The sequence below is a fragment of the Tistrella mobilis KA081020-065 genome, assembly GCF_000264455.2.
GTDB classification, from domain to species: domain Bacteria; phylum Pseudomonadota; class Alphaproteobacteria; order Tistrellales; family Tistrellaceae; genus Tistrella; species Tistrella mobilis.
The window spans coordinates 962,503-987,343 of the sequence record NC_017958.1; the positions used below are offsets into that span (position 1 = coordinate 962,503).

General features: G+C 69.2%; 24 protein-coding genes. 8 read left to right on the top strand and 16 right to left on the bottom strand.

The window, feature by feature from the left end:
- Window positions 1-5: 5 nt before the first annotated feature.
- The 3 genes from TMO_RS27845 to TMO_RS27855 form a co-directional block, all read right to left on the bottom strand.
- A complete protein-coding gene (locus TMO_RS27845; RefSeq protein ID WP_014748408.1) occupies window positions 6-716 on the bottom strand; it encodes a class I SAM-dependent methyltransferase in 711 nt (236 codons plus the stop codon).
- A 94-nt stretch (window positions 717-810) separates the two neighbouring features.
- Window positions 811-1,317 (bottom strand): DUF4864 domain-containing protein, encoded by a 507-nt coding sequence (locus tag TMO_RS27850; RefSeq protein ID WP_145978483.1) that lies wholly within the window; start codon window positions 1,315-1,317, stop codon window positions 811-813.
- Between the two features lie 78 nt (window positions 1,318-1,395).
- Window positions 1,396-1,791, bottom strand: a complete 396-nt coding sequence (locus TMO_RS27855; RefSeq protein ID WP_014748410.1) for a hypothetical protein — start codon at window positions 1,789-1,791, stop codon at window positions 1,396-1,398.
- A 267-nt stretch (window positions 1,792-2,058) separates the two neighbouring features.
- Between TMO_RS27855 and TMO_RS27860 the strand changes: the two genes are divergently transcribed.
- A complete protein-coding gene (locus TMO_RS27860) occupies window positions 2,059-2,673 on the top strand; it encodes an HD domain-containing protein (protein ID WP_014748411.1) in 615 nt (204 codons plus the stop codon).
- Between the two features lie 12 nt (window positions 2,674-2,685).
- On the opposite strand, the gene TMO_RS27865 is transcribed toward TMO_RS27860, so the two are convergent.
- Complete coding sequence (locus TMO_RS27865) at window positions 2,686-3,318, bottom strand: TetR/AcrR family transcriptional regulator (RefSeq protein ID WP_014748412.1); 633 nt, start codon at window positions 3,316-3,318, stop codon at window positions 2,686-2,688.
- A gap of 82 nt (window positions 3,319-3,400) precedes the next feature.
- On the opposite strand from TMO_RS27865, the gene TMO_RS27870 reads away from it, so the two are divergent.
- Window positions 3,401-4,648: a serine hydrolase domain-containing protein gene (locus TMO_RS27870; protein ID WP_014748413.1), complete on the top strand. Its 1,248-nt coding sequence runs from the start codon at window positions 3,401-3,403 to the stop codon at window positions 4,646-4,648.
- Here the strand turns inward: TMO_RS27870 and TMO_RS27875 are convergent.
- Entirely contained in the window at window positions 4,636-5,241 is a 606-nt protein-coding gene (locus tag TMO_RS27875) for a TetR/AcrR family transcriptional regulator (RefSeq protein WP_014748414.1), read from the bottom strand. The genes TMO_RS27870 and TMO_RS27875 overlap by 13 nt on opposite strands.
- Before the next feature lie 99 nt (window positions 5,242-5,340).
- Between TMO_RS27875 and TMO_RS27880 the strand changes: the two genes are divergently transcribed.
- Window positions 5,341-6,009 (top strand): glutathione S-transferase family protein, encoded by a 669-nt coding sequence (locus TMO_RS27880; protein ID WP_014748415.1) that lies wholly within the window; start codon window positions 5,341-5,343, stop codon window positions 6,007-6,009.
- A gap of 258 nt (window positions 6,010-6,267) precedes the next feature.
- Here TMO_RS27880 and TMO_RS27885 read toward each other — a convergent pair whose 3' ends face one another.
- Together TMO_RS27885 and TMO_RS27890 are read right to left on the bottom strand one after the other, a co-directional pair.
- Window positions 6,268-7,086 (bottom strand): DUF4394 domain-containing protein, encoded by an 819-nt coding sequence (locus TMO_RS27885; RefSeq protein ID WP_014748416.1) that lies wholly within the window; start codon window positions 7,084-7,086, stop codon window positions 6,268-6,270.
- A 562-nt stretch (window positions 7,087-7,648) separates the two neighbouring features.
- Window positions 7,649-8,509: a PhzF family phenazine biosynthesis protein gene (locus TMO_RS27890; RefSeq protein ID WP_041607675.1), complete on the bottom strand. Its 861-nt coding sequence runs from the start codon at window positions 8,507-8,509 to the stop codon at window positions 7,649-7,651.
- Window positions 8,510-8,618: 109 nt separating this feature from the next.
- On the opposite strand from TMO_RS27890, the gene TMO_RS27895 reads away from it, so the two are divergent.
- Both TMO_RS27895 and TMO_RS27900 read left to right on the top strand, forming a co-directional pair.
- Entirely contained in the window at window positions 8,619-10,010 is a 1,392-nt protein-coding gene (locus TMO_RS27895) for a PLP-dependent aminotransferase family protein (protein ID WP_014748418.1), read from the top strand.
- Between the two features lie 100 nt (window positions 10,011-10,110).
- Window positions 10,111-11,661: a flagellin gene (locus TMO_RS27900; protein ID WP_145978484.1), complete on the top strand. Its 1,551-nt coding sequence runs from the start codon at window positions 10,111-10,113 to the stop codon at window positions 11,659-11,661.
- Between the two features lie 9 nt (window positions 11,662-11,670).
- Here TMO_RS27900 and TMO_RS27905 read toward each other — a convergent pair whose 3' ends face one another.
- The 4 genes from TMO_RS27905 to TMO_RS27920 all read right to left on the bottom strand — a co-directional run bounded on the left by TMO_RS27905 (window position 11,671) and on the right by TMO_RS27920 (window position 15,431).
- Complete coding sequence (locus TMO_RS27905; RefSeq protein ID WP_014748420.1) at window positions 11,671-12,114, bottom strand: DUF6314 family protein; 444 nt, start codon at window positions 12,112-12,114, stop codon at window positions 11,671-11,673.
- Window positions 12,115-12,119: 5 nt separating this feature from the next.
- Complete coding sequence (locus TMO_RS27910; RefSeq protein WP_041607677.1) at window positions 12,120-13,673, bottom strand: flavin-containing monooxygenase; 1,554 nt, start codon at window positions 13,671-13,673, stop codon at window positions 12,120-12,122.
- 143 nt (window positions 13,674-13,816) lie between these two features.
- Window positions 13,817-14,035, bottom strand: a complete 219-nt coding sequence (locus TMO_RS27915; RefSeq protein ID WP_014748422.1) for an acetyl-CoA carboxylase biotin carboxyl carrier protein subunit — start codon at window positions 14,033-14,035, stop codon at window positions 13,817-13,819.
- Window positions 14,036-14,087: 52 nt separating this feature from the next.
- Complete coding sequence (locus tag TMO_RS27920; protein WP_014748423.1) at window positions 14,088-15,431, bottom strand: acetyl/propionyl/methylcrotonyl-CoA carboxylase subunit alpha; 1,344 nt, start codon at window positions 15,429-15,431, stop codon at window positions 14,088-14,090.
- A 139-nt stretch (window positions 15,432-15,570) separates the two neighbouring features.
- On the opposite strand from TMO_RS27920, the gene TMO_RS30085 reads away from it, so the two are divergent.
- Window positions 15,571-16,245, top strand: a complete 675-nt coding sequence (locus TMO_RS30085; protein ID WP_051045639.1) for a DUF1826 domain-containing protein — start codon at window positions 15,571-15,573, stop codon at window positions 16,243-16,245.
- An 86-nt stretch (window positions 16,246-16,331) separates the two neighbouring features.
- The gene (locus tag TMO_RS27930) at window positions 16,332-17,153 is read left to right on the top strand and encodes a helix-turn-helix domain-containing protein (RefSeq protein ID WP_014748425.1); all 822 of its coding nucleotides are present in this window, start codon (window positions 16,332-16,334) and stop codon (window positions 17,151-17,153) included.
- On the opposite strand, the gene TMO_RS27935 is transcribed toward TMO_RS27930, so the two are convergent.
- Both TMO_RS27935 and TMO_RS27940 read right to left on the bottom strand, forming a co-directional pair.
- Entirely contained in the window at window positions 17,141-17,707 is a 567-nt protein-coding gene (locus TMO_RS27935) for a YbhB/YbcL family Raf kinase inhibitor-like protein (protein WP_014748426.1), read from the bottom strand. The genes TMO_RS27930 and TMO_RS27935 overlap by 13 nt on opposite strands.
- Before the next feature lie 96 nt (window positions 17,708-17,803).
- Window positions 17,804-18,682 (bottom strand): helix-turn-helix transcriptional regulator, encoded by an 879-nt coding sequence (locus tag TMO_RS27940; RefSeq protein ID WP_014748427.1) that lies wholly within the window; start codon window positions 18,680-18,682, stop codon window positions 17,804-17,806.
- 166 nt (window positions 18,683-18,848) lie between these two features.
- On the opposite strand from TMO_RS27940, the gene TMO_RS27945 reads away from it, so the two are divergent.
- Entirely contained in the window at window positions 18,849-19,766 is a 918-nt protein-coding gene (locus TMO_RS27945) for a DMT family transporter (RefSeq protein ID WP_187297881.1), read from the top strand.
- Between the two features lie 3 nt (window positions 19,767-19,769).
- Here TMO_RS27945 and TMO_RS27950 read toward each other — a convergent pair whose 3' ends face one another.
- The 3 genes from TMO_RS27950 to TMO_RS27960 form a co-directional block, all read right to left on the bottom strand.
- A complete protein-coding gene (locus tag TMO_RS27950) occupies window positions 19,770-20,411 on the bottom strand; it encodes a LysE family translocator (RefSeq protein WP_014748429.1) in 642 nt (213 codons plus the stop codon).
- Between the two features lie 101 nt (window positions 20,412-20,512).
- On the bottom strand, window positions 20,513-22,702 hold the full coding sequence (gene scpA, locus TMO_RS27955) for a methylmalonyl-CoA mutase (protein WP_014748430.1): 2,190 nt from the start codon (window positions 22,700-22,702) through the stop codon (window positions 20,513-20,515).
- Window positions 22,703-22,706: 4 nt separating this feature from the next.
- Complete coding sequence (locus TMO_RS27960) at window positions 22,707-24,611, bottom strand: methylmalonyl-CoA mutase family protein (RefSeq protein ID WP_014748431.1); 1,905 nt, start codon at window positions 24,609-24,611, stop codon at window positions 22,707-22,709.
- Window positions 24,612-24,841: the final 230 nt, after the last annotated feature.

Below are 24,841 nucleotides of genomic sequence, written 5' to 3' on the forward strand. Positions count from 1 at the left end.
GCGCCTCAGGCAGTGGCGACCCAGCCCCGCCAGGTGAAGGCGGCGAAAAACAGGCTGACGTCGCGGAAGCCGCCCTCCTCCAGGATCGCGGTGTCGGTGGCGGGGTCAAAGGTCATCAGGCTGCGGCGCACCGCTTCGCAGGCACCATTGGTCTGTTCGACATCCGCGCCCATCGACACCGCATAGGCGGCATAGCGCGACAACCAGAGATCGCGTTCCGCCGCCTCTTGCGGAAAGCTGGAATGGGCGGCGACGAACGGCGCACCGGGCACCAGGCGGCGGTGGATCTCCGCCACCGTCCGTCGGCGTTCGGCCGCGTCCAGAAAATGCAGGGTCAGCAGGCAGGTTGCGGCATCGAAGGGCCCCTCGGGTGCATCGTCGATATGGCCCTCGACCAGATCGACCCGCGCGGCCAGCTTCCCCAGCGTGCGGCGGGCCAGCCCCAGCATTTCGGATGATGGATCCACGCCGGTGAAGCGCCAGCCGGGCTGTGCCTCGGCCATGGCCTTCAGCTCCAGCCCGCCCCCGGCGCCCAGCACCAGGATCCGGGCATCGGCCGGCACCCGTTCGGCCAGCAACAGCCAGGTCATGCGGTGCAGCGCCTCCAGCCCCGGCACGAAGCGCCGCGGGCCGTCGGCATAGGCGGCCACCGCCTCGGGGTTGCAGAAATGGCTGACGAGATCGGCCGTGCCGCCATCGGCAGGGGTGTCCGACATGAGATGCTGTCCTCCGGATCCTAATTCGTAACTTACGATGATACGAATATGGATGAAGGTCAACAGGGGGGATCGCGCGGCGGCGGCGGTCGGGTCAGACCGCCTCGGCCGGGGTGTCGAACAGGAAACAGCCGGTGATGCGGTGCCGGCCGTCGATCACTTCCAGCGTGTAGACCGCCATCACCACCCCGCCTTTACGGGTCTGCAGTATGGCCCGCTGGACGAAGCGGCCGTCGGCAAGGCGCCAGGCCGGGCCGTAATCCACCCGCACGGGCCGGATGACCGCCGGATAGGCATGGTGCACCATGCGCAGGAAGCGGTCGGGCGTGCCGAACCGGGCCTGAAGGGCGGGTGCCGCCATGGCGAAGGCGGCGGCGGCATCGTCGCGGGCCAACGCCGCAAGCTGACGGTCGATGGCCGCGATCACCGCCGACCGCTCGGCCGTATCGGCCGCCACGGCCACGGGAGCCGCGGTCCGGGCCGGATGATCCGCCCGCGGGTGATCGGCCGCAACCACCACCAGCGCCGTGCCGATCAGCAGCGATGCCGCGATCTTGATCCACCCCCGGCCCATGGCCGGCAAGCCTTGCTGACGGGACATCTCCGGGCCTCCCCCCTGTCGCCGCGCGCGCACCCCATGTTCATGACATGGGGTGCCGCGGGGGAAGATCCAGGGTGATCAGGCAGTTGCAAGGTGCGGCTGGCGAAGGCCCAGGAGCTGAAGCTCGGCCAGCATCGCCACCACCACCGCCTGGCCGATGACCAACGCATAGCCGGGGCCCGTTGGCTCCACCCAGCCCAGAACCAGAAGGGCGATGCTGTCGACGACCCAGAGCAGGTTCAGGATGGCGAGCGTGCGCACCGCCTTGCGAGGCAGCGGATCGCGCGTCGCAATCAGCAGAATGCCGCCCGCGATCACGACGAGGGCGATACCGGTAGCGGCCAGCAGCCCGCGCGGCAGGCCAGTCAGTTCGGCGACCGGGCCGCCGGCGATCAGGAACAGGGCAGCCATGCCAAGCCCGCTCAGGGCATCGAACCAGAGCACGCGGCGCAGCAGGGTCGGGTTGACGGTCATGACGGGTCTCCTTCAGGGAGCAGTGCCGGACGGGGCCCCTTGCCCGCCGTCCTGCCCCCATCAGACACCGGCGATCCCCCGCCGGCGATTATGCCGGAGGTAATGATCACGATGACGTTATGCCCCCTTGTCATGAGGCTTTGTCATGAGGCTTTCATCGATGTGGCCGCATCATGACCCGCGACGAAACCGGAAACGCTCCCCATATATAGTCGTCCCACCCGAGGCCGCAGCTCTTGCGGCCACCTTCGGAACGGACAGGAAAACATGACCGATGCCGAGCTTCATGGCTGCCTCGACTTTATCCGTCAGACTGAAAAGCTGAAGGACGTCCTGCGCAATTCCTACACCGCCTCCGGCCGCCACGAGAGCACTGCGGAGCACAGCTGGCGTCTGGCCCTGATGGCGATGGTGCTGGGCCCGGATCTGGGCCGGGATGGCGAGCCGGTCGACCTGCTGCGCGTGCTGAAGCTCTGCCTGATCCACGACCTGGGCGAGGCGATCGGCGGCGATGTGCCGGCGATCCGGCAGACCGGCGGACCAGACAAGGCGGCGCAGGAACGCGCCGACCTGATCACTCTTCTGGAACCGCTTGATGCCGCACGCCGCGCCGAATTCCTGGCGCTCTGGGACGAATACGAAGCGAGCTCGACCCCTGAGGCCCGGATGGTCAAGGCGCTGGACAAGATGGAAACCATCATCCAGCACAATCAGGGTGCCACCGCCCCCGATTTCGATCATGGATTCAACCTGGATTACGGTCGCCACTATGCCGAGGGCCACCCGCTGCTGGCCCGGCTGCGCTGTCTGGTCGATGCCGACACCCGCGCACGGATGGCGGAGGCAACCCCGCCGCCCCGGCGCACCGGCTCGGAGGGGTGATCGGCCACCGCCTCAATCCGGCATGACCTGATCGGGCATGACCTGATCGACCATGGCCAGCAGCTCGTCGCGCCCGGCGCCGTCGCGGGCCTGGATCGACATGCCCTGGATGACGGCGCCGTAAAGCCGGGCGAGCGCCCCGGCATCGGTTCCCGCAGGCCAGCGCCCGGCAGCGATGCCGCGGCGGATGCAGGCGGCGATGGCCGCAATGGTATCGCGGCGCAGCCGTGCGGTCTCCGCCGCCACCGCGTCGTGCTCGGGCGCGCAGGTGATCAGGGCGGTGGAGATCAGGCAGCCGGCGGGTTGGCCGGGATCGGTGAAGGCGATGGCGGTTTCGCGCAGCAGCCGCCGGATCGCCGCCCGGGGGTCGGGCTCCTCGTCCAGCGCGCGGATCGTGAACAGCCCCGGCCCCGCGCGATAGGCAGCCATCACCTCGCGATACAGCTCTTCCTTCGACCCGAAAGCGGCGTAGAGGCTGGGCGGGGTGATGCCCATCGCCTGGGTCAGGTCGGCAACCGAGGTGCCCTCATACCCCCGTTCCCAGAACAGGCGCATGGCTTTGGCCAGGGCCGCATCACGATCGAAGCTGCGCGGGCGGCCACGGCCCTGACGCGGGGTCGGGGATGGGGATGACGGGCTTTTCATAGCGATCGATATATATTTCTGTTGCGCGGGGACAGGCATCTGCTCATTAATATAGCGACTGCTATTTAAATGGAGAAGCGCCATGCGCAGCCTGTCCGTCGCCGCATCCCTTGCGGCGGTCACGCTCCCCCTCGCCCTGACGCCGGCCGCAGCCGACGACAAGACTAAGGCCGACAAGACCACGGGAGAGAAGACCTTGGGCGCCCGGATCGACCGGGTGGTCGACACGGCGATCGCCGAGGGGCAGATCGCCGGTGCCGTGATCCTGGTCGCCGAGGACGGTCGGCTGATCCATCGCCGCGCCGCCGGCCATCTGGACCGCGAGGCGGGCCTGCCGATGCGCGAGGATGCGATCTTCCGCTTCGCCTCGGTCAGCAAGCCCTTCGTGGCGGCAACAGCATTGGCCCTGGTCGATGACGGGGTTCTGGACCTCGACACGCCGATCACCCGCCATCTGCCGGATTTCCGTCCGGCGACCGGCGACGGCGACCGGCCGGTCATCACCCTGCGCCAGCTGTTGAGCCATACCGCCGGGCTCGATTACGGTTTCTTCCAGCCGGCCGACGGCCCCTATGCCCGGGCGGGGGTCTCGGACGGGATGGATGACCGTCCCGGCCTGACCCTGGCTGAAAACCTGCGTCGACTCGCCATGGCACCTCTGCGCAACCGCCCGGGCGCGGCCTGGCATTACTCGCTGGCAATCGACGTGACCGGCGGGCTGATCGAGGCTGCAACCGGCCGCACCCTGCCCGATGTGGTCCGCGAGAAGGTGACCGCACCGCTCGGCCTTGAAGACACCGGCTTCACCGTCGCCGACACCACGCGGCTGGCGGTGCCCTATGTCGACGGCCCAGAGGGCGGCGTACCGCGGCGGATGGCGGCGGCCGAAGCGGTGCCCTTTGGCGGCAGCGCCGTGCATTACGCGCCCGGCCGCATCCTCGATCCCGATGCCTGGCCCTCGGGCGGTGCCGGCATGGCGGGCACCGCCGCCGATGTCCTGGCGTTGCTGGAAGCCATCCGCACCGGCGGCGGCGGGGTGTTGAGCCCCGGGATGGCCGCAGCCTTCGTCCGCCCGACCACCGGCGACCTGCCCCTCGATGTGACGGGCCCCGGCTGGGCCTTCGGGCTTGGTGCCTCGGTGCTGATCGACCCGGCCCTTGCCGGCAGCCCGCAAAGCCCGGGCACATGGGCCTGGGGTGGTGCTTATGGCCATTCCTGGTTCGTCGATCCGGTCCGCAAACTGACCGTCGTGGCGATGACCAACACCGCCCTCGCCGGCATGACCGGGGCTTTTCCCGACGCGCTGCGCGATGCGATCTATGCCGACTGACCAGCCCCGCCCTCACAAACCCCACTCTCGGGCCAGAGGGCCGCAGCCGTTCGGGCCACGATGGCCGGCACGGTGTCGCCGGGCGCGATGGCCAGCCGGCCGTCGATGATCAGCATCGACAGCCCATGGACCAGCGCCCAGCGCGCCCGGGCCAGATCGGGATCGATGTCGGGGGTGGCCCCCATCGCATGGGCGGCTTCGGCATCGGCGGCGATCAGCTGTTTCTGGGCCGGATCGAGCGGCCCGACCATCAACCGAAACAAGCCCGGATTTACGCAAGCGAAGCCGACATAGGCCTGCGCCTGCGCCAATGATCGCGACCGGGGATCAACCCCCTGATCGGCCGCGCCTTTCAGCGCCGCCCCCAGCTCGCGAAAGCCCTGCGCGGCCAGCTCGGCGAGCAGCGCCTCGCGGTTCTCCACATGGCGATAGGGCGCCATGGCCGAAACGCCCGCCTGGCGTGCCACCTCGCGCAGCGACAGCCGGTCATGGCCGTCCGCCTCGACCAGGCGGCGGGCGGCCGCGATCAGCACCGGCTTCAGATCGCCGTGATGATAGCCGTCGGAGTGTCGTGCCGCACCCGTCTCCCCCATTGACGTCCCTCTCCTTCGCCCTAATGTTTACAATGTAAACATACGAGGGGCGGCCAGTCCAGTCGCCGGCAAGAGACAGGGTCAAGGGGTCGAGGCATTATGATCGTCGTGCATCATCTGAACAATTCGCGCTCGCAGCGCGTGCTCTGGCTGTTGGAAGAGCTGGGGCTCGACTACGAGATCCGGCGCTATGAGCGCGACCCGGCAACCATGGAGGCGCCGGCCAGCCTGAAGGCGGTGCATCCGCTGGGCAAGTCGCCGGTGATCACCGATGGCGACGTCACCGTGGCCGAGACCGGCGCCATCGTCGACTACATCCTGGAGCGCTATGGCGAGGGCCGGCTGGTGCCGGCCGCCGGCACGCCGGAGCGGCTGCGCTGGCGCTATTGGATGCATTATGCCGAAGGCTCGGCGATGCCGCTGCTGGTGATGAAGCTGGTGCTGATGCGCGCCCCCGACCGCACCCCGGCACTGATCCGGCCGCTGGCGCGCAAGATCACCGGCGCGATCAATGCCGGCTTCGTCGACCCCCGGCTCAACACCAACCTCGCCTTCTGGGAAGCGGAACTCGCCCGCGGCCCCTGGTTCGCCGGGCCCGACTTCACCACCGCCGACATCATGATGAGCTTCCCGGCCGAAGTGTCGGCACAGCGGATCGAAGGCGCGCGCAACGCCACACGCGTGCAGGATTTCGTGAAACGCATCCACGCCCGCCCGGCCTTCCGCCGCGCCCTGGAGCGCGGCGGCGCCTATGCCTATGCCGACTGACGCCCGCCCGAAAGCCCCGCGCCCCCTCTGAAGGTCCCCGCTCCCGCACGGGACCGTGCGGGAGCAAGCCGCCATTGAGGCGGCGGCCAAGGGCGCGGAAGCGCCCGCCCGGCGAGGGGCTATTAAAGACTCCCGCCATTGAGGCGGCGGCCAAGGGCGCGGAAGCGCCCGCCCGGCGAGGGGCTATTAAAGACTCCCGCCATTGCGGCGGCGGCCAAGGGGTGCGGAAGCACCCCGCCCGGCGAGGGACCACAAAGACTACTCCATCCAGGCGACGTCGGTGATGGGCGCCGGTGCGCCATCCACCGGGCGAAGCGGCGTGGCGTTGCCGGTGGCCAGATCCAGTTTGTGGATCACCCCGCCATTGACCATCCAGCCGGCCTCGCCGCCCATCTCGGTCGAGACGATGTTGAAGGCGATGGGGCTGTCGACGGTGACGCCCAGCCGGCCGATCGCGGTCAGCACGCCGTCATTCGGCGGTGCCTGCTTCACCAGGGCGCCGATCGTGGCGTCGATGTCGTAAAGCGCGGTGGCTTCGGCCTTCCGGCCGGTGCGCGAATTGGTATAGGCGCCGGCCACGATGTTCGGGGTCTCGCCCTTGTGCATGTCGGCATAGGCGAGCCGGCCATCGACCACCGCCTTGCCGTCGTCGACATTGACCCTGAGATTGGTGCCGTCGGGCGTCATCACCCGCAGCCGGTCGGCGGCCGGGTTGAAATCGACCGTCACACCATGGCGGGCCGACAGCTTCTCCGACAGGGTCGCCCGCACCGTCGCCTCGCCGGTGCCGGGATCGATGGTGACGATCCGGCCATCGCCCGCCAGGCCGTAGAGCCGGCCATCCGCTGGCCGGACATCGATGCCGACCAGGCCGGGCACGCCCGAAATCGGAACCATGCCGGTCACCTTGCCGGTGGCCGGGTCGATCTGCACCAGACTGCTGTCGCCCGCAAGCCCCACCAGCATGCCGGCGGAGGCCGTGGTCATGCCCGGCATCATCGCCAGCATCGGCAGGGCCAGAGCGGCCGTGGCAGCAGCCCGGGCGGCGCCGGTCTTCAGGTATTGAAAGCGTGTCATGGTCGGCGTCTCCCTCTCGTTCGGGGGCGGCGTCGACGGGACGATCAGGCCCCGCTCCACCCATCAGGGAAACAACGCTGCGACCGGTCGGGACGGATGCACGGTCGTGGCGGATTTTTCCGTCCAGGCCTGCCCGGGCTGCCGGCGGGCGGGCCGGGTTGGACATTCTGCAATGCATTATTTCAAACGTTCAATTGACTCACGAGAAACTTTCCCCTACATAAGACCTGCGCTCACGAAAGGATCGGTCAGGAAACCCGGCGGACACTGTCGGAAACGGCCGGTCCCTGTTGAACGCCCTGATGACTGGCAATTCGGCGGCGCAGGCTGCGTCTCCCCGGCAGATCCGCCGCCGTTGCTCATCCGTCATCGGTCCCCCTCCTCTCCCCCATGAGTGAGCGGTGACGGATGTCGTCTCGGACGCCCGGCCCCTGGTGGCCCGGGCGTCCTTTTTTTGGCCCTCGCCGGGCGGGCGCTCCGCGCCTTTGGCCGCCGCCGCAATGGCGGGGGGAGCTTGCGGGGACGAGTGGAGCCTCAGGAACAACGATCTGAGATGTCGGCGTCAGCCGATGGGGGCGGTCAGGCCGGAGATGCGGATGGGGCTGCCGGGTTCGGGGCCGAAGCTGGCGTGGATCAGGCTGGGGCGGCCCATGTCTTCGCCCTGCACCACCTGGATCGCCCCCTCCTCCAGCCAGCGGATGTCGCGCAGATAGCCGGCCAGCGCCGCCGCCGCCGCGCCGGTTGCCGGGTCCTCGTAGACCCCGCCGATGGCGAAGGGGTTGCGGGCGTGGAAGCGGGTGCGGCTTTCCGCGGTCACGAAGATGAAGGTGGCAAGCGACTGTTCCGCCTGCAGCGCCGCACCGCGCCGGAAGGCATAACCCAGCTGCGACAGGCGGCGGCGATCCTTCAGCGCCACCACCAGATGGTTGGCACCGGCATGGATCAGGCGCACCGGCAGATGCGGGTCCAGGTCGGCGTCCGTCAGCCCGAATTCCTCCAGCACGCGCCGCACATAATCCGCCGGCGGCAGCCGGGTCCAGGTCGGCGGCGAGGTCAGCGCCGCGGCCCAGCCATCGCCTTCCGGGATCGCCTCGACCGTGATCCGGCCGGCATTGAGGGTAAGATCATAGACCCCCGCCCCCATCCGCGCACCGAGTGCCGCCCCGAGCGCGATGGTGGCATGGCCGCAGAACGGCACCTCCTGGCGCGGCGCGAAATAGCGCACCCGCCAGCCGCCCGCTGCCCCGCCCTGATCGGGAACCGCAAAGGCGGTTTCGGAATAGCCGACCGCCTTCGACACGGCCAGCATCTCGGTCTCGGTCGGCCAGCTGTCGGCAAAGACCACCCCGGCCGGGTTGCCGCCGTCGGCATCGATGGTGGTCCGGGTGAAGGCGGCGATCTTCAGCACCGTATCGGGGGTCATGAGCGTCACTCCGGTTGCAGCTGCATTGAGGATGACCGTATGATGGTGACACTTGGCGCTCAATCTCTATAGTGTCACGGTACACTTTCAGCCGAAAGGCAGGACACGAATGCGGCGCCCCTCGGACTGGACCCCCCGCCTGGCTGCGGGTGACGGCGCGCTGGCCGAGCGGCTGGCCGCAGCCCTTGCCGACGACATCGCCCGCGGCCGCATCGCCCCGGGCGACCGGCTGCCGGCCCATCGCGATCTGGCCTGGCGACTGGAAATCGGCCTCGGCACAGTCACCCGCGCCTATGCCCTGTTGGAACGGCGCGGGCTGGTGGTGCCCGAACGCGGCCGCGGCATGTTCGTGGCGGTGCCGCCCGCCCAGGCCCCAGGGCCGGTGGATCTGTGCGTCAACACGCCGCCGCGCATGCTCGATACCCAGGCGCTTCGTGCCTCTCTGGCCCGGCTGGCGGCACGGATCGACATGTCGGGTTTCGGCAGCTACACGCCCTCCGCCGGCACGCCGCAGCATCGGGCGATGATGGCGCGCTGGCTGGCCCGCGACCGGCTGGAGCTGCCGCCGTCGCGGCTGATGCTCACCTCGGGCGCCCAGCATGCCCTGGCGGTGGCGATCGCCACCACCACCGGCGGCCGGCCGGGCACGATCCTGACCGAAAGCCTGACCTATCCCGGCATCATCACCATCGCCCGCCATGCCGGCCACCGGCTGCAACCGGTCATGGTTGATGACCAGGGCATGTGCCCCGACGCGCTGGACCGCGCCCTTCACACGGCACTGCGGGATGGGCGCCCCGGACAGCGGCTGATCTACGTCACCCCCACCCTCCACAACCCCACCGCAGCCAGCATGAGCCGCACCCGGCGCGAGGCGATCCTCAGCGTTGCCGCAGCCCATGATGCGGTGATCGTGGAGGACGACGTCTATGGCGTGTTTGCCGCGGGCGACATGCCGCCGCTCACCGCACTCGCGCCCGATCGCTGCCTCTATGTCTCGGGCCTGTCGAAGAGCCTGAGCCCGGGGCTGCGCATCGGTGCCCTGGCGGTGCCGCCCGCCTTCCTGGAAGCCGCGGCCGATGCGCTTGCCGCCAGCGCGACCATGGCCCCGCCGCTCGGCTGCCTGCTGATGGAAAGCTGGCTGGAAGACGGAACTGCAGAGGCCGTGGAGCAGGCCGTCCGGGCGGAAAGCCGCGCGCGCACCACCCTCGCCCGCCGGCTGCTCGGCAAACATGTCGCGCCCCAGGAAACACCCGGCTTTCACATCTGGCTGCCGATGCCGCGCCCGCGTGCCGAAGCCCTGGCCATGGCCGCTGCCACCCGCGGCATCCGCGTCACTCCACCCTCGGCACCGATGGTCGATGATCACCCGGGCGCCCCTGCGGGCCTGCGCCTCTGCCTGGGCGGGCCATCAGCCGAGGCGTTGACCACCGCCCTCAACGACATCGCCCGTCTTGTTGAGGAACGGGACACGGATCCGGCTGCCTATGTTGCAATTTAGGCCAGACAACGGGAAGAAGTGACGACCAACATACGCTATGATGCGTCGCAGGCCCCCGACGGATGGGACGATGAGCCCAACAGCCTGCAAGGACATCATCATGCGCGGATCGATCAGACATCATGCGGCCGCGGCTGTCATGGGTGCGGTTGCCTTCCTGTCGGCAGCCACGGCCGATGCCAAAAGCCTGGATTTCGACGTCACGGCCTACACCGACAACCAGACGCTGCATCCAAGCTTCTATTGCGAGCAGACCGGCGGGTCCAGCACCACGCTCTCCTACCCCTACAAGGCTTCGGGTATCGAGTTCATGGGGACGACAGAGTCGGGCACCTGCGACGTCTCCACCTATCTGGAGCCGCACAGCGCCTTCAATTTCCACGCCATGGCCGGCAGCACCAGCGCCCGGGAAGTCTCCTATCAGATCAATCTCTACAATGACGAGATCGAGGGTACCCAGATCACGCAGCAGGCGGCGCAGTTCTTCACCTACGGCAATGCGTCCTATGTGCTGAATTATGGCATCACCGACCTGCCGATGCCGTTCAACGACACAGCCTATCTCTATATCGGCAACGACCAGTCGGACTGGATGGCGGAACTGACCGGCAGCAGCGGCTATGCCGACATCACCTTCGGTGATCTGGTCCTGCCCGCCGCGCATGATGCCGGCATGTTCCAGATTTCGGACAGCAACGCCGCCACCAGCAATCTGAAAGGGGTGTGCGGCACCAACGTGCCGGCCGAGTTCAACTTCCTGTGCCAGGAGGCGGAGTACGGCGCAACCGCGCTTCAGAACGCATCGCTGACCCAGAAAGATGTGATCTACGACCAGCTGCGCATCGGTACCCGCTATTTCGACATCCGCCCGGGCTATCCGATCGGCGATGCCAAGGCCAACGACACCAACACCACCCATATCCACAACTTCATTCCGGGCGCACCGCTCGCCGGCATGCTGGACGACGTCTCGCGCTTCCTGGGTGAACATACCGGTGAAATCGTCGTGCTGCGGATCCAGAGCAACGGCATCGATCACGGCTACTATCAATTCATCTCCAGCACGGATCTGACCGCGGCGCTGGATCGCCATATCGCCGCCGGCATCGGCTATCGCCTGGTCGATGACCTCTCGACCCTTTCGGGCCAGTCGTTGAAATCAATCGTCGGCGCCGGCAAACGGGTGATCGTGGTCTATGGTGCGGAGAAATCCGCAACCAACCCGACAGGCATCCCTGACATCAACGACAGCTATGACGATAACGACTATCAGGCGTCGATCCACAGCCCCACAGCGGTCAACGGCGACGTTGCCACCACGCTGCAGGCCTGTTCCGGCGGCGGGGCCCAATACACGCTGCTGCAATTGCAGGACACCGCCAGCGGCGCATTGCTGCCATTCTACACCCAGACGCAGTACACCCCTCTGATCCTCGATGCGTCAGAGGTGATCGGCAACAGTGACTTCGGCAACATCCTGCAGGGCACCAAGCCCTGGTTCGATGCGGTCAACTATCCCTGGCTGCAGAGCAGCGCCGCGCTGGCCAGCCTCGTCGCCTGCCACATGCCGGTGGTGATCCAGAATGATTTCGTGGATGTGGCCCTCACCTCGCATGCGATCGGCCTGTCCAAATACCGCCACGATAATTGAACCCGGCGGTCAGGGCCGGTGGCACCGGGTGATCGCACGATAGTCCTTGCGCGGTCCCCGCACCCGGATGTCGGTGGTGAACGCCCGCGGCAGCTCCAGCGTTATGCTGGCCTCGTAGAGATCGGCGCCGCAGAGATGGCTGTCGGCCGCCTGCAGGCCGCCCGCGTCATCGGCCGCGAAATCCAGCGTGACGAAGCGGGCGCCGGGGGTGGCACCGTCGGCGAAATCGATCGCGATCCGGCCATCGCCCAGCAGCCGCCAGGTATAGGCTCGAAAAACATCGAGCCGGCGGCCATCGGGCAGTTCCAGCGTGCCGGTCTCGCGATAATGCAGCGCCCAGCGATCGTCGCCGGGGGTGAACACCGCCCCGCCGCTCATCCGGCCCTGGTCAGGGATCTCTCGGGCAAGCCGCCAAGCCCCGGCAAGTCCCGCAAAAGCTGCCGCCGCATCCACCCGTCTCAGTCCTCCTGCTGCTGGCTGAAGCCCTCCTGGCCAAGGCCTCCTTGGCCAAAGGCATCCTGACCGAACAGCACCGCCACTTCGGCCAGGGTACCGAGGGCGATGTCGGGTCGGGCATGCCGGCCGCTCAGCCGATATTGCGCCGGAAGCACCGGTCCATGCCAGAGGAAGCGGCCAAGCCCGGTGCCGTCATGGAGCAGATCGGGCATCACCCCCAGCTTTTCCGCCAGCGCATCACACATGGCGGGATAGTCGGCATGGGGGAATTGCGGCCGCGGCCGGACATCGCGGATCGTCCGTTCCGCGGCAACCGCGCGCTCCAGATCGAGCGGGTCTGGCCGGGGCAGTTTCCCCGCCAGCACCGCCGCCGCCCAGCGCGCCTGAAGCTCCATCACCCCGAAATAGGGGCCGCGATACATGCCGACAAAGGCCAGATCGGGCACACCCTCAGGGAAGACGCAATGGCCGAGCAGAACCGGTTGCAGCCGGTCATGAGGGTCGTAACCGATCGCCTCCAGAATGCCCGGGGCCAGCATGGCGAGAGAGGGGCGATAGCCGGTGGCACAGATCAGCACGTCGAACCGGCTCTCGCGCCCACCTTCCTGCAGCGTGAGCCTGGCCGGGTCGAAATCCACCGCCCGTGCCAGCTCCAGCCGCCCCGACCGTACCGCTGCCGGCAGGGCATCCGAAATCACCATCGGCGCCGCCAGGTCGTCCTCAGGCACATCGAGCAGCGGGTGCAGGCGGCGCTGGTCACCGGCGATGCCGTAGAGCCAGGACCAGCGTTCCCGCCCGGCGGTCGCCCCGTCCAGCGCGGCCAGGCGCTGGGCCCGTGCGCGGGAATTGATCACCAGATCCATCGGCAGACGCAGGCGGATGCGGTCGTCGCCGGCATCGGCCGGCATGAAGCCCGCCTCGGGCAGCACCGGCACCGCCCGCGGCACATACCAGGCCGGCCGACGCATCAGCATCACCGTGCGCTCGGCCACCCCGGCAATCTCGGCGGCGATGTCGGCCCCGGAAAAGGCGCTGCCCAGCACCGCCACCCGCTTTCCGGCAAAGACGGCCGGGTCGCGATAGGCGGCGGCATGCATCACCGCCCCGCCGATCGTCAACCCCTGGGGCATCAGCGCCTCGGCGAAGACGCCCGAGGCCACGATCACCGCATCGGTGTCGTGGGTCTCGATCCGTCCGTCCGCTTCCACCATCAGGCGGAAACCGGGGGTGCGCGGGATCACCGCCATCACCCGGTGGCCGGGGCGGATCGCCTCGTCCAGGCCGAAACGGGCGGCATAGCCGGCAAGATAGGCGGCGACCCGCCGCCCCTCGGGGAAAAGCGGCGTGGTCCGATCATGGGGATGGTCGGAAAAGACGCAGCTGTAGCGCGACAGATTGGTGCGGAGGCTGTTCCAGACCAGGCCGGGCTCGGTCCATAGCCCGCCCGGCCTGTCCTTGGCTTCGAAGGCGACCGCTTCCAGCCCCTCTTCCCGCGCGGATTTGAGCGCGGCAAGACCTGCGGGCCCCGCCCCGATGATCGCGACCCTGCGTGCCAATTGCCCGTCCCTCATCCCTCGGTCGATGCCGTGTCCGGAAACCTCCGCCATAAATCAGGCAGCCTGATCCTGAGGCGCGATCATCCATGAATGATCATAAACCAGACGTCACCAGAGATGCGAGAGCCGAGGGACGGGAAAGTTCAGCCGAGGCGCGCCAGGATCTGATCCTCGGCCACCGTGTCGCCCTCGGCGACCAGGATTTCGGTCACGGTGCCGTCCACCGGCGCATTGACCGGGATCTCCATCTTCATCGATTCCAGGATCAGGATCGGCTCGTCGGCCGCAACCCGGCCACCGGCCGGCACCTCGATCTTCCACACCTTGCCGGCGATCTCGCTGCGGATCACGGTATCGGCCATGGCACGTCTCCTCTGTTGTCTTTTTGGGGGATGGTCTTCGGACGGCATCCGGTCAGGACGCCAGGATCTTGGCCGTCAGACCGGTATGAACCCGGCCGGCGCGGAAGGCTGGATGGCCGATGGCACGGCGCAGGAAGGGGATGTTGGTCCGGATGCCCTCGATGACGAAGCCGGCCAATGCGGCATCCAGCCGGTCCAGCGCCTCGTCGCGGGTGGCGCCGCGCGCGATCACTTTGGCGACCAGAGGATCGTAGAACGGCGTCACCCGGCCGCCCTCGCGATAGCCGGTATAGACCCGGACGGCCTCGGCGACGGGGGGCGCGAAACGGGTCAGCCGGCCGGCCGAGGGCAGGAAGCGCACGGGATCTTCGGCATAGATGCGGGCCTGCACGGCATGGCCGCGCGCCTCGGGCCGCCGGGGCAGAACCTGGTCCAGCGGCTCGCCCAGAGCCAGGCGGATCTGGGCGGCGACGATGTCGGTGCCGGTCACCTCCTCGGTGACGGCGTGTTCCACCTGCAGCCGGGTGTTGACCTCGAGGAAGGCGAAGCCCGTGCCTTCCTCCCACAACATCTCGACCGTGCCGAGATTGTCGTAGCCGAGCGCCCCCATCATGCCGGCGATGCGATCGCCCAGCGCCCTGACTTCGCCCCGGTCGAGCCCGGGGGCCGGCGCCTCCTCGATCACCTTCTGGTGGCGGCGCTGCAGCGAGCAGTCCCGTTCGGACAGGCAGACCGCCCCGCCCCGGCCATCGGCCAGGATCTGGAATTCCACATGGCGCGGCCGTTCCATCAACCGCTCCAGATAGATCTCGGCCGAGCCGAAACTGCGCGCGGCCATGGTCCGCGCCCGCTCCAGCGCCTTGTCGAGTTCCGCCGCATCGCGCGCCGCCAGCATGCCGATCCCGCCGCCGCCCTGGGCGGGCTTGACCAGCACCGGATAGCCGATGGCATCGGCGGCGGCACGGGCCTCGGCCGGATCCGCGCCCAGAAGGCCGCTGCTCGCCCCCATCGGCATGCCCTGTCCGGCCATCAGCCGGCGGGCCCCGGTCTTGTGGCCCATCGCCTCCAGCCAGCGGGCATCGGGGCCGATGAAGCAGAGCCCGGCCGCGCGCACCGCGGTGGCGAAGGCGGGGTTTTCCGACAGGAAGCCATAGCCCGGATGCACCGCGGTCGCCCCGGTGGCGGCCGCTGCCTCCAGCAGTTTCGGGATCGACAGATAGCTGTCGGCCGGTGTCTCGCCACCCAGCGCATAGACGTCATCGGCCAGGTCCAGCCAGCCCCCCTCGGCATCGGCGTCGGAATGGACCACCGCCACGCCCAGCCCCAGGCGCCGGCAGCTTTCGATGACGCGCGGCACCACCGCGCCCCGATTGGCGATCAGGACCTTGGCAGACATGGGCGTTTCCCCGGCAGATTATTTTAAACGTTTGTTTGTGTTGAAAGGCTAGCCCATGCCCCGGGGTGAGACAAGCGCCATCCCCATCCCATCCTCGACGGAATTGACAGGAATAATGTTATGTTATTACATTGCAGGCATGATTGATGCCGCCGCCCTGCCCCATCCTCTGTCGCCCAAGGTCACGCTCCTGCGTCCGCATGCAGAGAGCGCCCCCGCTCTGCCGTATCTGCCGGGTGTGGTGGTCACCAGCTGCGACCGCGCGCCAGGCCTGGCGCTGGCCGCGCGTGACACCGCGATCGGCATCTGGTGGCGGGATCCGCCGCCGGTGGTGGCACTGCTGGATCAGGCGGCAGATGCCGCCCTGCCCGACGGGCGGCTGACCGTCGGGGCGGATCCCGCAACGATCGCCGCGGCCGCGGAGGACCTGGTCGGCACCGGCAGTCTGGCACTCCCGACGGCGCAGGCGCTGATCGCCGACCTGACCCAGGTGCTGACGCGCTTCGCCGCCGTCTCGCGGGCCCGTCATCTGGCGATCCGGCTGGAGGTGGTGTCGGGCCCGGCCTGCCGGCGCTTTCATCAGGACCATGTCCGGGCGCGGCTGCTGTGCAGCTATCGCGGCCCCGGTACCGAGCTGGCCCCCGAGACCGTGGACCGGGATTCAGGGTCGGCGGCCCTGTGCCTGGGCACCGGCCATGTGGCGGTGCTGCGCGGCCATCGCCACCCGCTGGGGGCCGGCCGGGTGCTGCACCGCTCGCCCCAGGGCGTGACCGGCCGGCGGCTGTTGCTCGCGGCCGATGCCGACCCCGACTGAAGCTGCGGACCGATCACAGCTGCCGATTGATCCGGGGCGCCGGCTTCCCGACAATGGCGGGGTCCGCCACCCAGGAAGGCCCCGGCATGAGCACCGCCCGCGCACGGACGACGGCCCACAAGGCCGCCTCTTTCGGTGACCTGCTGCGCGACTGGCGCCAGCGCCGCCGGTTGAGCCAGCTGGCGCTGGCCAGCGAGGCCGGGATCTCCACCCGCCATCTCAGCTTCATCGAGACCGGCCGCGCCATGCCGAGCAGGACCATGGTCCTCAGGCTGGCCGAACAGCTGGAGGTGCCGCTGCGCGAGCGCAACGCGCTGCTGGTCGCGGCCGGCCATGCGCCGGAATTCGTCGAGCGCCGCCTGGACGATCCGGCGCTCGGCCCGGCGCGACGGGCGGTCGATCTGGTGCTGAAGGCCCATGAGCCTTTCCCGGCGATCGCGCTGGACCGGCACTGGACGATCATCGCCACCAATGATGCGGTGGCGCCGATACTGGAAGGGGTGGCGCCGCATCTTCTGGCCGGCGCCATCAATGTGATGCGGCTGTCGCTGCACCCCGAAGGGCTGGCGCCGCGGATCCTGAACCTGGCCGAGGTCCGCGCCCATCTGCTCGACCGGCTGCGCCGGCAGATCGACATGAGCGCCGACCCGGTGCTGATCGATCTGATGGCCGAGGTGAAATCCTGGCCGGCGCCGATCCATATCGCCACTGCCGCCCTCGCCCACGACCCCTATGGCGGACTGGTGGTGCCGGTGAAGCTGGCGAGCCCGGCCGGCCCGCTCACCCTGTTCAGCACCACCACCGTCTTCGGCTCGCCGCTCGACATCACGCTTGCCGAACTTGCGATCGAGACTTTCTTTCCCGGCGATGAAGCAACGGCCCGGGCCTTCCGCGGTCAGCGACCGTAGCGCACCTCCAGCACGGCCTTATCCAGCGCATGGGCGTTGGCGAAAAAGCCGATCAGGGCCGGCATGGCCTCGGGCGTCGCCACCGGCAGGGCCTCCATGCCCAGCGCCGTCAGGGTGAAGACATAGCGATGCTCGCGCCCCTCGGGCGGGCAGGCGCCGCCATAGCCGGGGAGGCCGAAATCGGTGCGGGTTTCGACCGCACCGGCGGGCAGGCGTGCGGCATTGCCCGAGGCGCCGGTATCGAGGCCCTGCGCATCGGCCGGAATATTCGCCACCACCCAATGGGTCCAGCCGATGCCGGTGGGGGCATCCGGATCGTGCACCGTCAGCACGAAGCTGCGGGTGCCGGCGGGCGCCCCCTCCCAGGTCAGCGCGGGAGACCGGTTGTCGCCGTCGCAGCCGAAGCCGTATGCGGCCGAAAGCACCTGCGCGGCCGGCATCCGGCCATCGGGCATGTCGGGGCTGGTCAGGCGGAAGTCGCCGGCAGATGCAGGCATGGCGATCATGGCCGCCATGGCGGCGGCGGCGACGGTGGAACAGATCCTGGCAGGCATTGGGGAGCACCTCGCAGCGGGTTGTCACACCTGCGATGGTGCCCGCCTATGCATGCCGACGCGCGCCCGATCCGATCGGATCGCGTGCCGATCCGATCAGGCCGAGAGACGTGTCGGGGCCGGGGTCGGAGTCGGGGCCGGTACCGGCTCGGTCTGGTCGCGGATCGCTGCGGATTCCGTCTGGTCGCGAATCGCTCCGGGCGGATGGCCGAAGCGCTGGCGGAAGCGGGCGGCGAAGCGCGAGGGGCTGTCATAGCCGACCAGGGCCGCGACGGTCGCCACCGGCTGGTCGGTCACCTGCAGCAGCATCAGCGCATGGGCCATGCGGGTCTCGGTGACCAGATCGGTGAGCGAGGTGCCTTCGGCCGCCAGCCTGCGGCGCAGCGTCGCCTCGCTCATCGCAAGCTGCGAGGCGACCTCTGCCGCCCGCCAGGGGGCCGCCAGATCGCCTGCGACCAGGGCGCGGATCCGCTGCGCGATGGCCGGCGGCACCGGCGGCGGGAAGGCACCGCCATGATGGGCGATCCAGCCCAGCACCTCGCGCATCCGCTGCACGGCCACGGTTTCCGGCACCGCGGCCGGATCGGCGACTGCTGCCCGCGCCCGCTCATAGGCCTCGAGGAAATCCGGCGCCATGGCCGGGATGGTGAGGGCTCGGGCAATCGGCCGCACAGCGTCGGGCACCGCGAAGCCCGCGATCACGGCCTGATCGATGACCAGGAAATCGGCGGCATAAACCCCGTTGTCCGGTCGGTTGACCACGTCGAAGACCTCGCCGCCCGCAATCGCCGCCGCCCCGCCGGCCGGGATCACCGTCTCCGTCCCGGCCGCGCGCAGCAGCTTGAGACCGCGGCGGACCACCATCAGGGTCGGCTGATCGACCGCGATCCGGGTCAGCAGCAATTCCCGGCGCTGCAGCACCCGGGCGATCACCCCCACCCCGTTGCGCAGGATCACCCGGCGATCCGTCAGCATGTCTTTCACCTCTCACCGCGCCTGCGATCGCCCCGGGGCGTGGGACGGGGCTTCCCGTGCACGCCCGGCGCGCTATGCTGCGACCCCGACGAGATCCCTTGCCCGGGCCGATGCTGTCCGGACAGTCTTCCCCCGCCGGCACCGGCTTCGCAAGGCTTGCATGTTCATGGCGCTCTCCATACAGGCGCGCGGCACCGCGCTTGCCACCGCAGGCATTCTGACCCTTACACCAGACACGCTTCTGGTGCGGTTGATCGCCGCCGATCCCTGGCTGCTGCTGTTCTGGCGCGGCGGGCTGATGGCGCTGACCATCCTGATTGCCTGGTGGGCGGTGACCCGGGAACCGCCCTGGCGGGCGCTCACCCGCATCGGCCGCACCGGCTGGGCCTCGGGCATGGCGCTGGGGCTGGGATCCGTCTGCTTCATCCTGTCGCTGAACTACACCGCGGTCGCCAACACGCTGGTGATCATTTCCTCCGGCTCGCTGTTCGGCGCGCTGCTGTCGCGCGCCTTTCTGGGCGAGCCGGTGCCGCTGCGCACCTGGGCCGCCATCGGTGCGGCCCTGGCGGGCATCGCCCTTCTGGTCTTCGGCGGCCGGATCTTCGGCGACGACGCGGCCGGCCAGACCGGCAGCCGGCTGGGCGACCTGATCGCCCTGGTCGCCGCCCTGCTGATGGCGATCCATCTGGTGATCCTGCGCGCCAGCGGCGGCCGCATCCCGTCCACCCCCGTGGTCGGGGTGGGCGGGCTCACCTGCTGCATCACCGGCCTTGCGGTCGCACTGGGCCTTGGCCTGCGGCCGCTGCTGCCGGATGCGGATGTCGTGCCGCTGGTGCTGGTCTACGGGCTGGTGGTGCTGCCGGTCTCTTTCGCGCTGATCTCGTCCGCGCCCCGCTACATCCCGGCGGCAGAGGTCAGCCTGATCATGCTGGCCGAGGCGGTGATCGGCCCGTTCTGGGTCTGGCTGGCGGTCGATGAAGTGCCGCCCACCGCCACCTTCGCGGGCGGTGCGGTGGTGCTGACCACCCTGGTCCTGCACGGCGTCGCCGGCTTCCGCGCCGAGCGGCGCCGGCGTCTGGCATAGGGGTCAACCGGGACTCCGGCGCATCAACGCGGTGGCGAGCCCCGCCCCGATCATCAGCGTGCCGCCGGTGCGGTTGACCGCCCGCTGCACGACCGGCCGCCGGATCACCCGCCGCGCCCGCGCGGCCGCGAGCCCGTAGAGCGACACATTGAGGATGGCGAGGCCGATGAAGGTCGCCTCCAGGATCACCATCTGCGGCAGCAGCGGCGCCGTGGGGTCGATGAACTGCGGCAGGAAGGCCACGAAGAACACGATGCCCTTGGGGTTGAGCGCGGTCACCAGCCAGGCATGCAGGAACACCCGGCCGAGCCGGGTTTCAGCGGGCGGCGCCTCGGCGACCAGCCCCGCCGCATCGACGGCGACCGGCGCCCGCCAGAGCTTCAGCCCCAGCCAGACCAGATAGGCGGCGCCCGCGATCTTCACGATGGTGAAGACGGTGGCCGAGGTGGCGAGCAGCGCCCCCGTGCCGGCCATCGACGCCGTCATCGCGGTCAGATCCCCCAGCGCCACCCCGCCCACCACCGCGCCGGCGGTGCGGCGGCCATGGGACAGCGCATAGGAGATGACCAGCAGCACGGTCGGCCCCGGCATGACGAGCAGCGCCGCCGAGGCGGCGGCGAAGGCGATCCAGGTTTCGGGCGACATGAAAAACTCCCCTCCCGATGGTCTCGGGAGAGGAGCAATCCACGGATCCGCGTCCGCGACAAGAGGCAGTTGGTCTCAGTCCGCGAAGGCAGAGCCCGGTCTCAGTCCGCGAAGGCAGAGCCTTCGGGCCGCGGCTGGGTATAACCCAGGCGCAGGTTCAGCTTCTCAAGCAGGTCGATCGCCGCCTCGGCGATGACCGTGCCGGGCGGGTAGACCGCGGCGGCGCCGCCGTCCAGCAGGGCCTGGAAGTCCTGGGGCGGGATCACGCCGCCGACCACGATCATCACATTGTCCTTGCCCTGGGCATCCAGTTCCGCCCGCAGTTCCGGCACGAGCGTCAGATGGCCGGCGGCCAGAGAGCTGGCGCCCACGACATGGGCATCGGTTTCGGCGGCGGCCTTGGCGGCCTCTTCCGGGGTCTGGAACAGCGGGCCGATCTCGACGTCGAAGCCCAGATCCGAGAAGGCCGTGGCGATCACCTTCTGGCCGCGGTCATGACCGTCCTGGCCCATCTTGGCGAGCATAATCCGCGGCGCGCGGCCGTCCAGATCCTTGAAGGCGCGGATCATCTCGCGCGCCCGCTCGACCACCGCATTGCCCTCGCCCACTTCCGGCAGATAGATGCCGCTGTTGACGCGGATCTGCGCGGCATGGCGGTTGAAGACCTTCTCCAGCGCGAAGGAAATCTCGCCCACCGTCGCCTTGGCGCGGGCGGCCGCGACCGAGAGTTCCAGCAGGTTGCCATTGCTGCGGGCGCCGGCTTCCAGCGCGGCCAGCGCCGCATCGACATCGGCCTGGCTGCGCTCGGCCTTCAGCCGCGCGAGCTTTTCCAGCTGCTGGCGCCGCACGCCCTCGTTGTCGACCTTCAGCACCGGAATATCGTCGTCCTGTTCCGGGCGGTAGCGGTTGACGCCGACCACGCTCTGCCGGCCGCTGTCGATCCGGGCCTGGGTGCGCGCGGCGGATTCTTCGATCCGCAGCTTGGGCACGCCAGCCTCGATCGCCTTGGTCATGCCGCCCAGCGCCTCGACCTCTTCGATATGGGCCAGCGCGCGCTGGGCCAGATCATAGGTCAGCCGCTCGACATAATGGCTGCCGCCCCAGGCGTCGATCAGCTTCGTCAGGCCGCTTTCGGTCTGCAGGAACAGCTGGGTGTTGCGGGCGATGCGGGCCGAGAAATCGGTCGGCAGCGCGATCGCCTCGTCCAGCGAATTGGTGTGCAGGCTCTGGGTCTGGCCGGCGGCCGCCGCCATCGCCTCGACGCAGGTGCGCGCGACGTTGTTGAACACGTCCTGCGCCGCCAGCGACCAGCCCGAGGTCTGGCTGTGGGTGCGCAGCGACAGCGAGCGCGGATCCTTGGGGTTGAAATGCTGCTTCACGAGCTTCGCCCAGAGCAGGCGCGCCGCCCGCATCTTGGCCGTCTCCATGAAGTAGTTCATCCCGATCGCCCAGAAGAAGCTGAGCCGCGGCGCGAACCGGTCGACATCCATGCCGGCGGCGACACCGGCGCGGATGTATTCGATGCCGTCGGCCAGCGTATAGGCCAGTTCCAGATCGGCCGAGGCGCCGGCTTCCTGCATGTGGTAGCCGGAGATCGAAATCGAGTTGAAGCGCGGCATTTCCTTCGCCGTATAGGCGAAGATGTCCGAGATGATCCTCATCGACGGCGCGGGCGGATAGATGTAGGTGTTCCGCACCATGAATTCTTTGAGGATGTCGTTCTGGACCGTGCCGGTCAGCTTGTCGTGCGGCACGCCCTGTTCTTCGGCCGCCACGATATAGAGCGCCATCACCGGCAGGATCGCGCCGTTCATGGTCATCGACACGCTCATCTGATCGAGCGGGATGCCGCTGAACAGGGTGCGCATGTCGTAGATCGAATCGATCGCAACACCGGCCATACCGACATCGCCCTTCACCCGCGGATGATCGCTGTCATAGCCGCGATGGGTGGCAAGGTCGAAGGCGACCGACAGGCCCTTCTGACCGGCCGCGAGATTGCGGCGGTAGAAGGCGTTGGAGTCCTCCGCGGTCGAGAAGCCCGCATACTGGCGGATCGTCCACGGATTGGTGGCATACATGGTGGGATAGGGGCCGCGCACATAGGGCGCCACACCCGGATAGCTGCCGGTGAAGTCGATGCCGGCCAGCGCATCGGGCCCGTAGGCCGGCTTCACCTCGATGCCTTCGGGCGTGACCCAGGGCTCGACCGCGGCCGCCACATCGGGGGCGGCGGCGGGGGTCACGGCGTCGAAATCGAGGGCGGCGAAATCGGGAAGCGTACGTGCCATCGGATCAGGCCTCCGTACCGACAGAGGGGGTCGCCACGGCCACATGAGCCTCGGCAAGCAGAGCGAGCGCATCCATGCCGGCGGCCAGGAAGCGCGAGATACCGGCCCCGGTCAGCGCCGCCTCCAGCTCGCCCGGACGGCCGGCCAGCCAGACATGGACGGCACCGGCCGCCTTCAGCGCAGCGGCCGCGGCGGACGCTTCTTCGGCATAGCGGGCATCCGACGAGCAGAGCACGGCAAGGCGCGCACCGGCCGGCAGACCATCGGTGCCATCATGAATATCGGCATCGATACCGCCCGCGGCCAGAAGGTTGCGGGTGAAGGTCAGCCGGGCGGTATAGTCGGCCGGCGTGCCCAGCGTCACCAGCAGCGCCTTCGGGTACGAGCCGTCGGCCGTGAGGCCGCGGGCGGCCTCGCGCAGCCGCTCGTAAGGCTCGGCCAGGCGCATGGGGGCAAGCGGGGTGCAGGCGGATGCCGGGCCGTCGGCCGCGATCTCTGGCATCGGCCGGGCGAAGGACGCGGGGTCGACCTCGTCCATGCTGGGCGCGACATCGCCCAGATTGGGGAATTCCGACACGCCGATCAGGCCGGTCTGGCGCTTCGCCACCGCGGCCTCGATCGCGGCCCGGGTGGCGGCGGCACGCTCCTGCACGATGCCGGCTTCCAGCGCCGCGATCAGGCCGCCGGCCTGCTCGATCGCCTGGAAGGCGGCCCAGCCGGCGCGGGCGAAGCCGTCGGTCAGCTGCTCCAGCGCCCAGGCGCCGGCGGCGGGGTCGGCAACCCGGCCCAGATGGCTTTCCTCCATCAGCACCAGCTGGGTGTTGCGGGCCTGGCGGCGGGCAAGCGCGCCCGGATGGCCGATCGCATCGGTGAAGGGGGCGAGCACGACCACATCGGCGCCGCCCACCGCACCGGCGAAGCCGGCCGCGGTCAGCCGCAGCAGGTTCACCCAGGGGTCGACCTTCGAAAGCATGCGTGCCGACGACCGCGCCTCGATCCGGGCCGGAACCTCCACGCCGGAGGCGGCGGTGATCCGCCCCCAGATCGCCCGCGCCGCACGAAGCTTGGCAAGCGAGGTGAAATACTCACCATCGACCGCAAGGCCCAGAGTCACGCGGGCGAAGGCCTCGTCGACGCCGAAACCCGCCTCGACCAGCGCCTTCACGTAAAGCACGGCGGCCGCCGCCATCACGCCCAGTTCCTGGGCCTCGCCGCCGCCGGCCTCGTGGACCACCTGGCCCGAGGCGCGCAGGAAGCGGGCCTCCAGCAGGTCCGGTGCCAGGCGCTTCGCCAGCGCCGCCGCCCGGGCGACGCGGGCCGCGACCGATCCGGGGGCCGTGCCGCTGGCCGCGAAGGCCGAAACCGGGTCCATGTTGAAGGCGAGCGGCGCGCGGATGGCGCCGGGCTGGCTGCGGGCGAAACCGGCGAGCCAGCCGGCCGCCTCGACATCGAGCGCGCCGGCATCGAGCCCGACCGGCGCCAGGTCGATCATCACGCCATCGAGCACCGTCGCCAGATCCTCGGCCGAGACCGCGGCGATGCCGTCGCGGCCGGTCGGATCCAGGCGCAGCAGCACCGAGGCGGCGCCATTCTCCAGATCCTCGAGCACCTGGGTATTGGCGGTGGCGGGATCGGGGTGGCGGATCAGCGTGCGCAGATCCCAGGGCCGCGCCGCATCACCCGTGGCGGGGCGCGGCAGCATCCGGGCGGCGATGCCGTCTTCGGGCGTGTAGAGCGGCTCGACGCTCAACCCCTCCCGGGTCTTCCAGCGCAGCTTCTTCTCGTAGGGTGCGCCCTTCAGCGTCTTCTCGACCAGGGCCATCCAGGCATCCCGCGACGGCGGATCGAAATCCGCGGCCAGCGGGGTGGCGGGTTCGAGGGGATTGCTCGTCTGCACAGGTTTCACCACGGTTTTTTCCGATCCGGCATCTTCTGGCGCCTTCGGACGCGGCCCCGCGGGCGCTGCCTGCACGGGTCTGCCGAAGGCGGGTTCGGCGTTTCCTTATCCTTGCGTCCGGAACCGGGCAATGCACCGTCGTCCGGACATGGGTCGCAAGACATATACCGCAAAGCGGTAGCAGACTGGAAACACGAACCGCATCGCAGCAACACCCGGCACGTCGGGAACCGCGTGCGAAT

Excerpts from the sequence above, each read along its gene's own strand:
- TMO_RS27930 (WP_014748425.1), top strand. The coding sequence starts at position 16,332 with ATGAGCACCGCCCGCGCACGGACGACGGCCCACAAGGCCGCCTCTTTC.
- TMO_RS27865 (WP_014748412.1), bottom strand. The coding sequence starts at position 3,318 with ATGAAAAGCCCGTCATCCCCATCCCCGACCCCGCGTCAGGGCCGTGGC.
- TMO_RS30085 (WP_051045639.1), top strand. The coding sequence starts at position 15,571 with ATGATTGATGCCGCCGCCCTGCCCCATCCTCTGTCGCCCAAGGTCACG.
- scpA (WP_014748430.1), bottom strand. The coding sequence starts at position 22,702 with ATGGCACGTACGCTTCCCGATTTCGCCGCCCTCGATTTCGACGCCGTG.
- TMO_RS27880 (WP_014748415.1), top strand. The coding sequence starts at position 5,341 with ATGATCGTCGTGCATCATCTGAACAATTCGCGCTCGCAGCGCGTGCTC.
- TMO_RS27920 (WP_014748423.1), bottom strand. The coding sequence starts at position 15,431 with ATGTCTGCCAAGGTCCTGATCGCCAATCGGGGCGCGGTGGTGCCGCGC.
- TMO_RS27890 (WP_041607675.1), bottom strand. The coding sequence starts at position 8,509 with ATGACCCCCGATACGGTGCTGAAGATCGCCGCCTTCACCCGGACCACC.
- TMO_RS27895 (WP_014748418.1), top strand. The coding sequence starts at position 8,619 with ATGCGGCGCCCCTCGGACTGGACCCCCCGCCTGGCTGCGGGTGACGGC.
- TMO_RS27885 (WP_014748416.1), bottom strand. The coding sequence starts at position 7,086 with ATGACACGCTTTCAATACCTGAAGACCGGCGCCGCCCGGGCTGCTGCC.
- TMO_RS27875 (WP_014748414.1), bottom strand. The coding sequence starts at position 5,241 with ATGGGGGAGACGGGTGCGGCACGACACTCCGACGGCTATCATCACGGC.
- TMO_RS27940 (WP_014748427.1), bottom strand. The coding sequence starts at position 18,682 with ATGCTGACGGATCGCCGGGTGATCCTGCGCAACGGGGTGGGGGTGATC.
- TMO_RS27900 (WP_145978484.1), top strand. The coding sequence starts at position 10,111 with ATGCGCGGATCGATCAGACATCATGCGGCCGCGGCTGTCATGGGTGCG.
- TMO_RS27870 (WP_014748413.1), top strand. The coding sequence starts at position 3,401 with ATGCGCAGCCTGTCCGTCGCCGCATCCCTTGCGGCGGTCACGCTCCCC.
- TMO_RS27850 (WP_145978483.1), bottom strand. The coding sequence starts at position 1,317 with ATGTCCCGTCAGCAAGGCTTGCCGGCCATGGGCCGGGGGTGGATCAAG.
- TMO_RS27845 (WP_014748408.1), bottom strand. The coding sequence starts at position 716 with ATGTCGGACACCCCTGCCGATGGCGGCACGGCCGATCTCGTCAGCCAT.
- TMO_RS27935 (WP_014748426.1), bottom strand. The coding sequence starts at position 17,707 with ATGCCTGCCAGGATCTGTTCCACCGTCGCCGCCGCCGCCATGGCGGCC.
- TMO_RS27860 (WP_014748411.1), top strand. The coding sequence starts at position 2,059 with ATGACCGATGCCGAGCTTCATGGCTGCCTCGACTTTATCCGTCAGACT.
- TMO_RS27945 (WP_187297881.1), top strand. The coding sequence starts at position 18,849 with ATGGCGCTCTCCATACAGGCGCGCGGCACCGCGCTTGCCACCGCAGGC.
- TMO_RS27855 (WP_014748410.1), bottom strand. The coding sequence starts at position 1,791 with ATGACCGTCAACCCGACCCTGCTGCGCCGCGTGCTCTGGTTCGATGCC.
- TMO_RS27950 (WP_014748429.1), bottom strand. The coding sequence starts at position 20,411 with ATGTCGCCCGAAACCTGGATCGCCTTCGCCGCCGCCTCGGCGGCGCTG.
- TMO_RS27915 (WP_014748422.1), bottom strand. The coding sequence starts at position 14,035 with ATGGCCGATACCGTGATCCGCAGCGAGATCGCCGGCAAGGTGTGGAAG.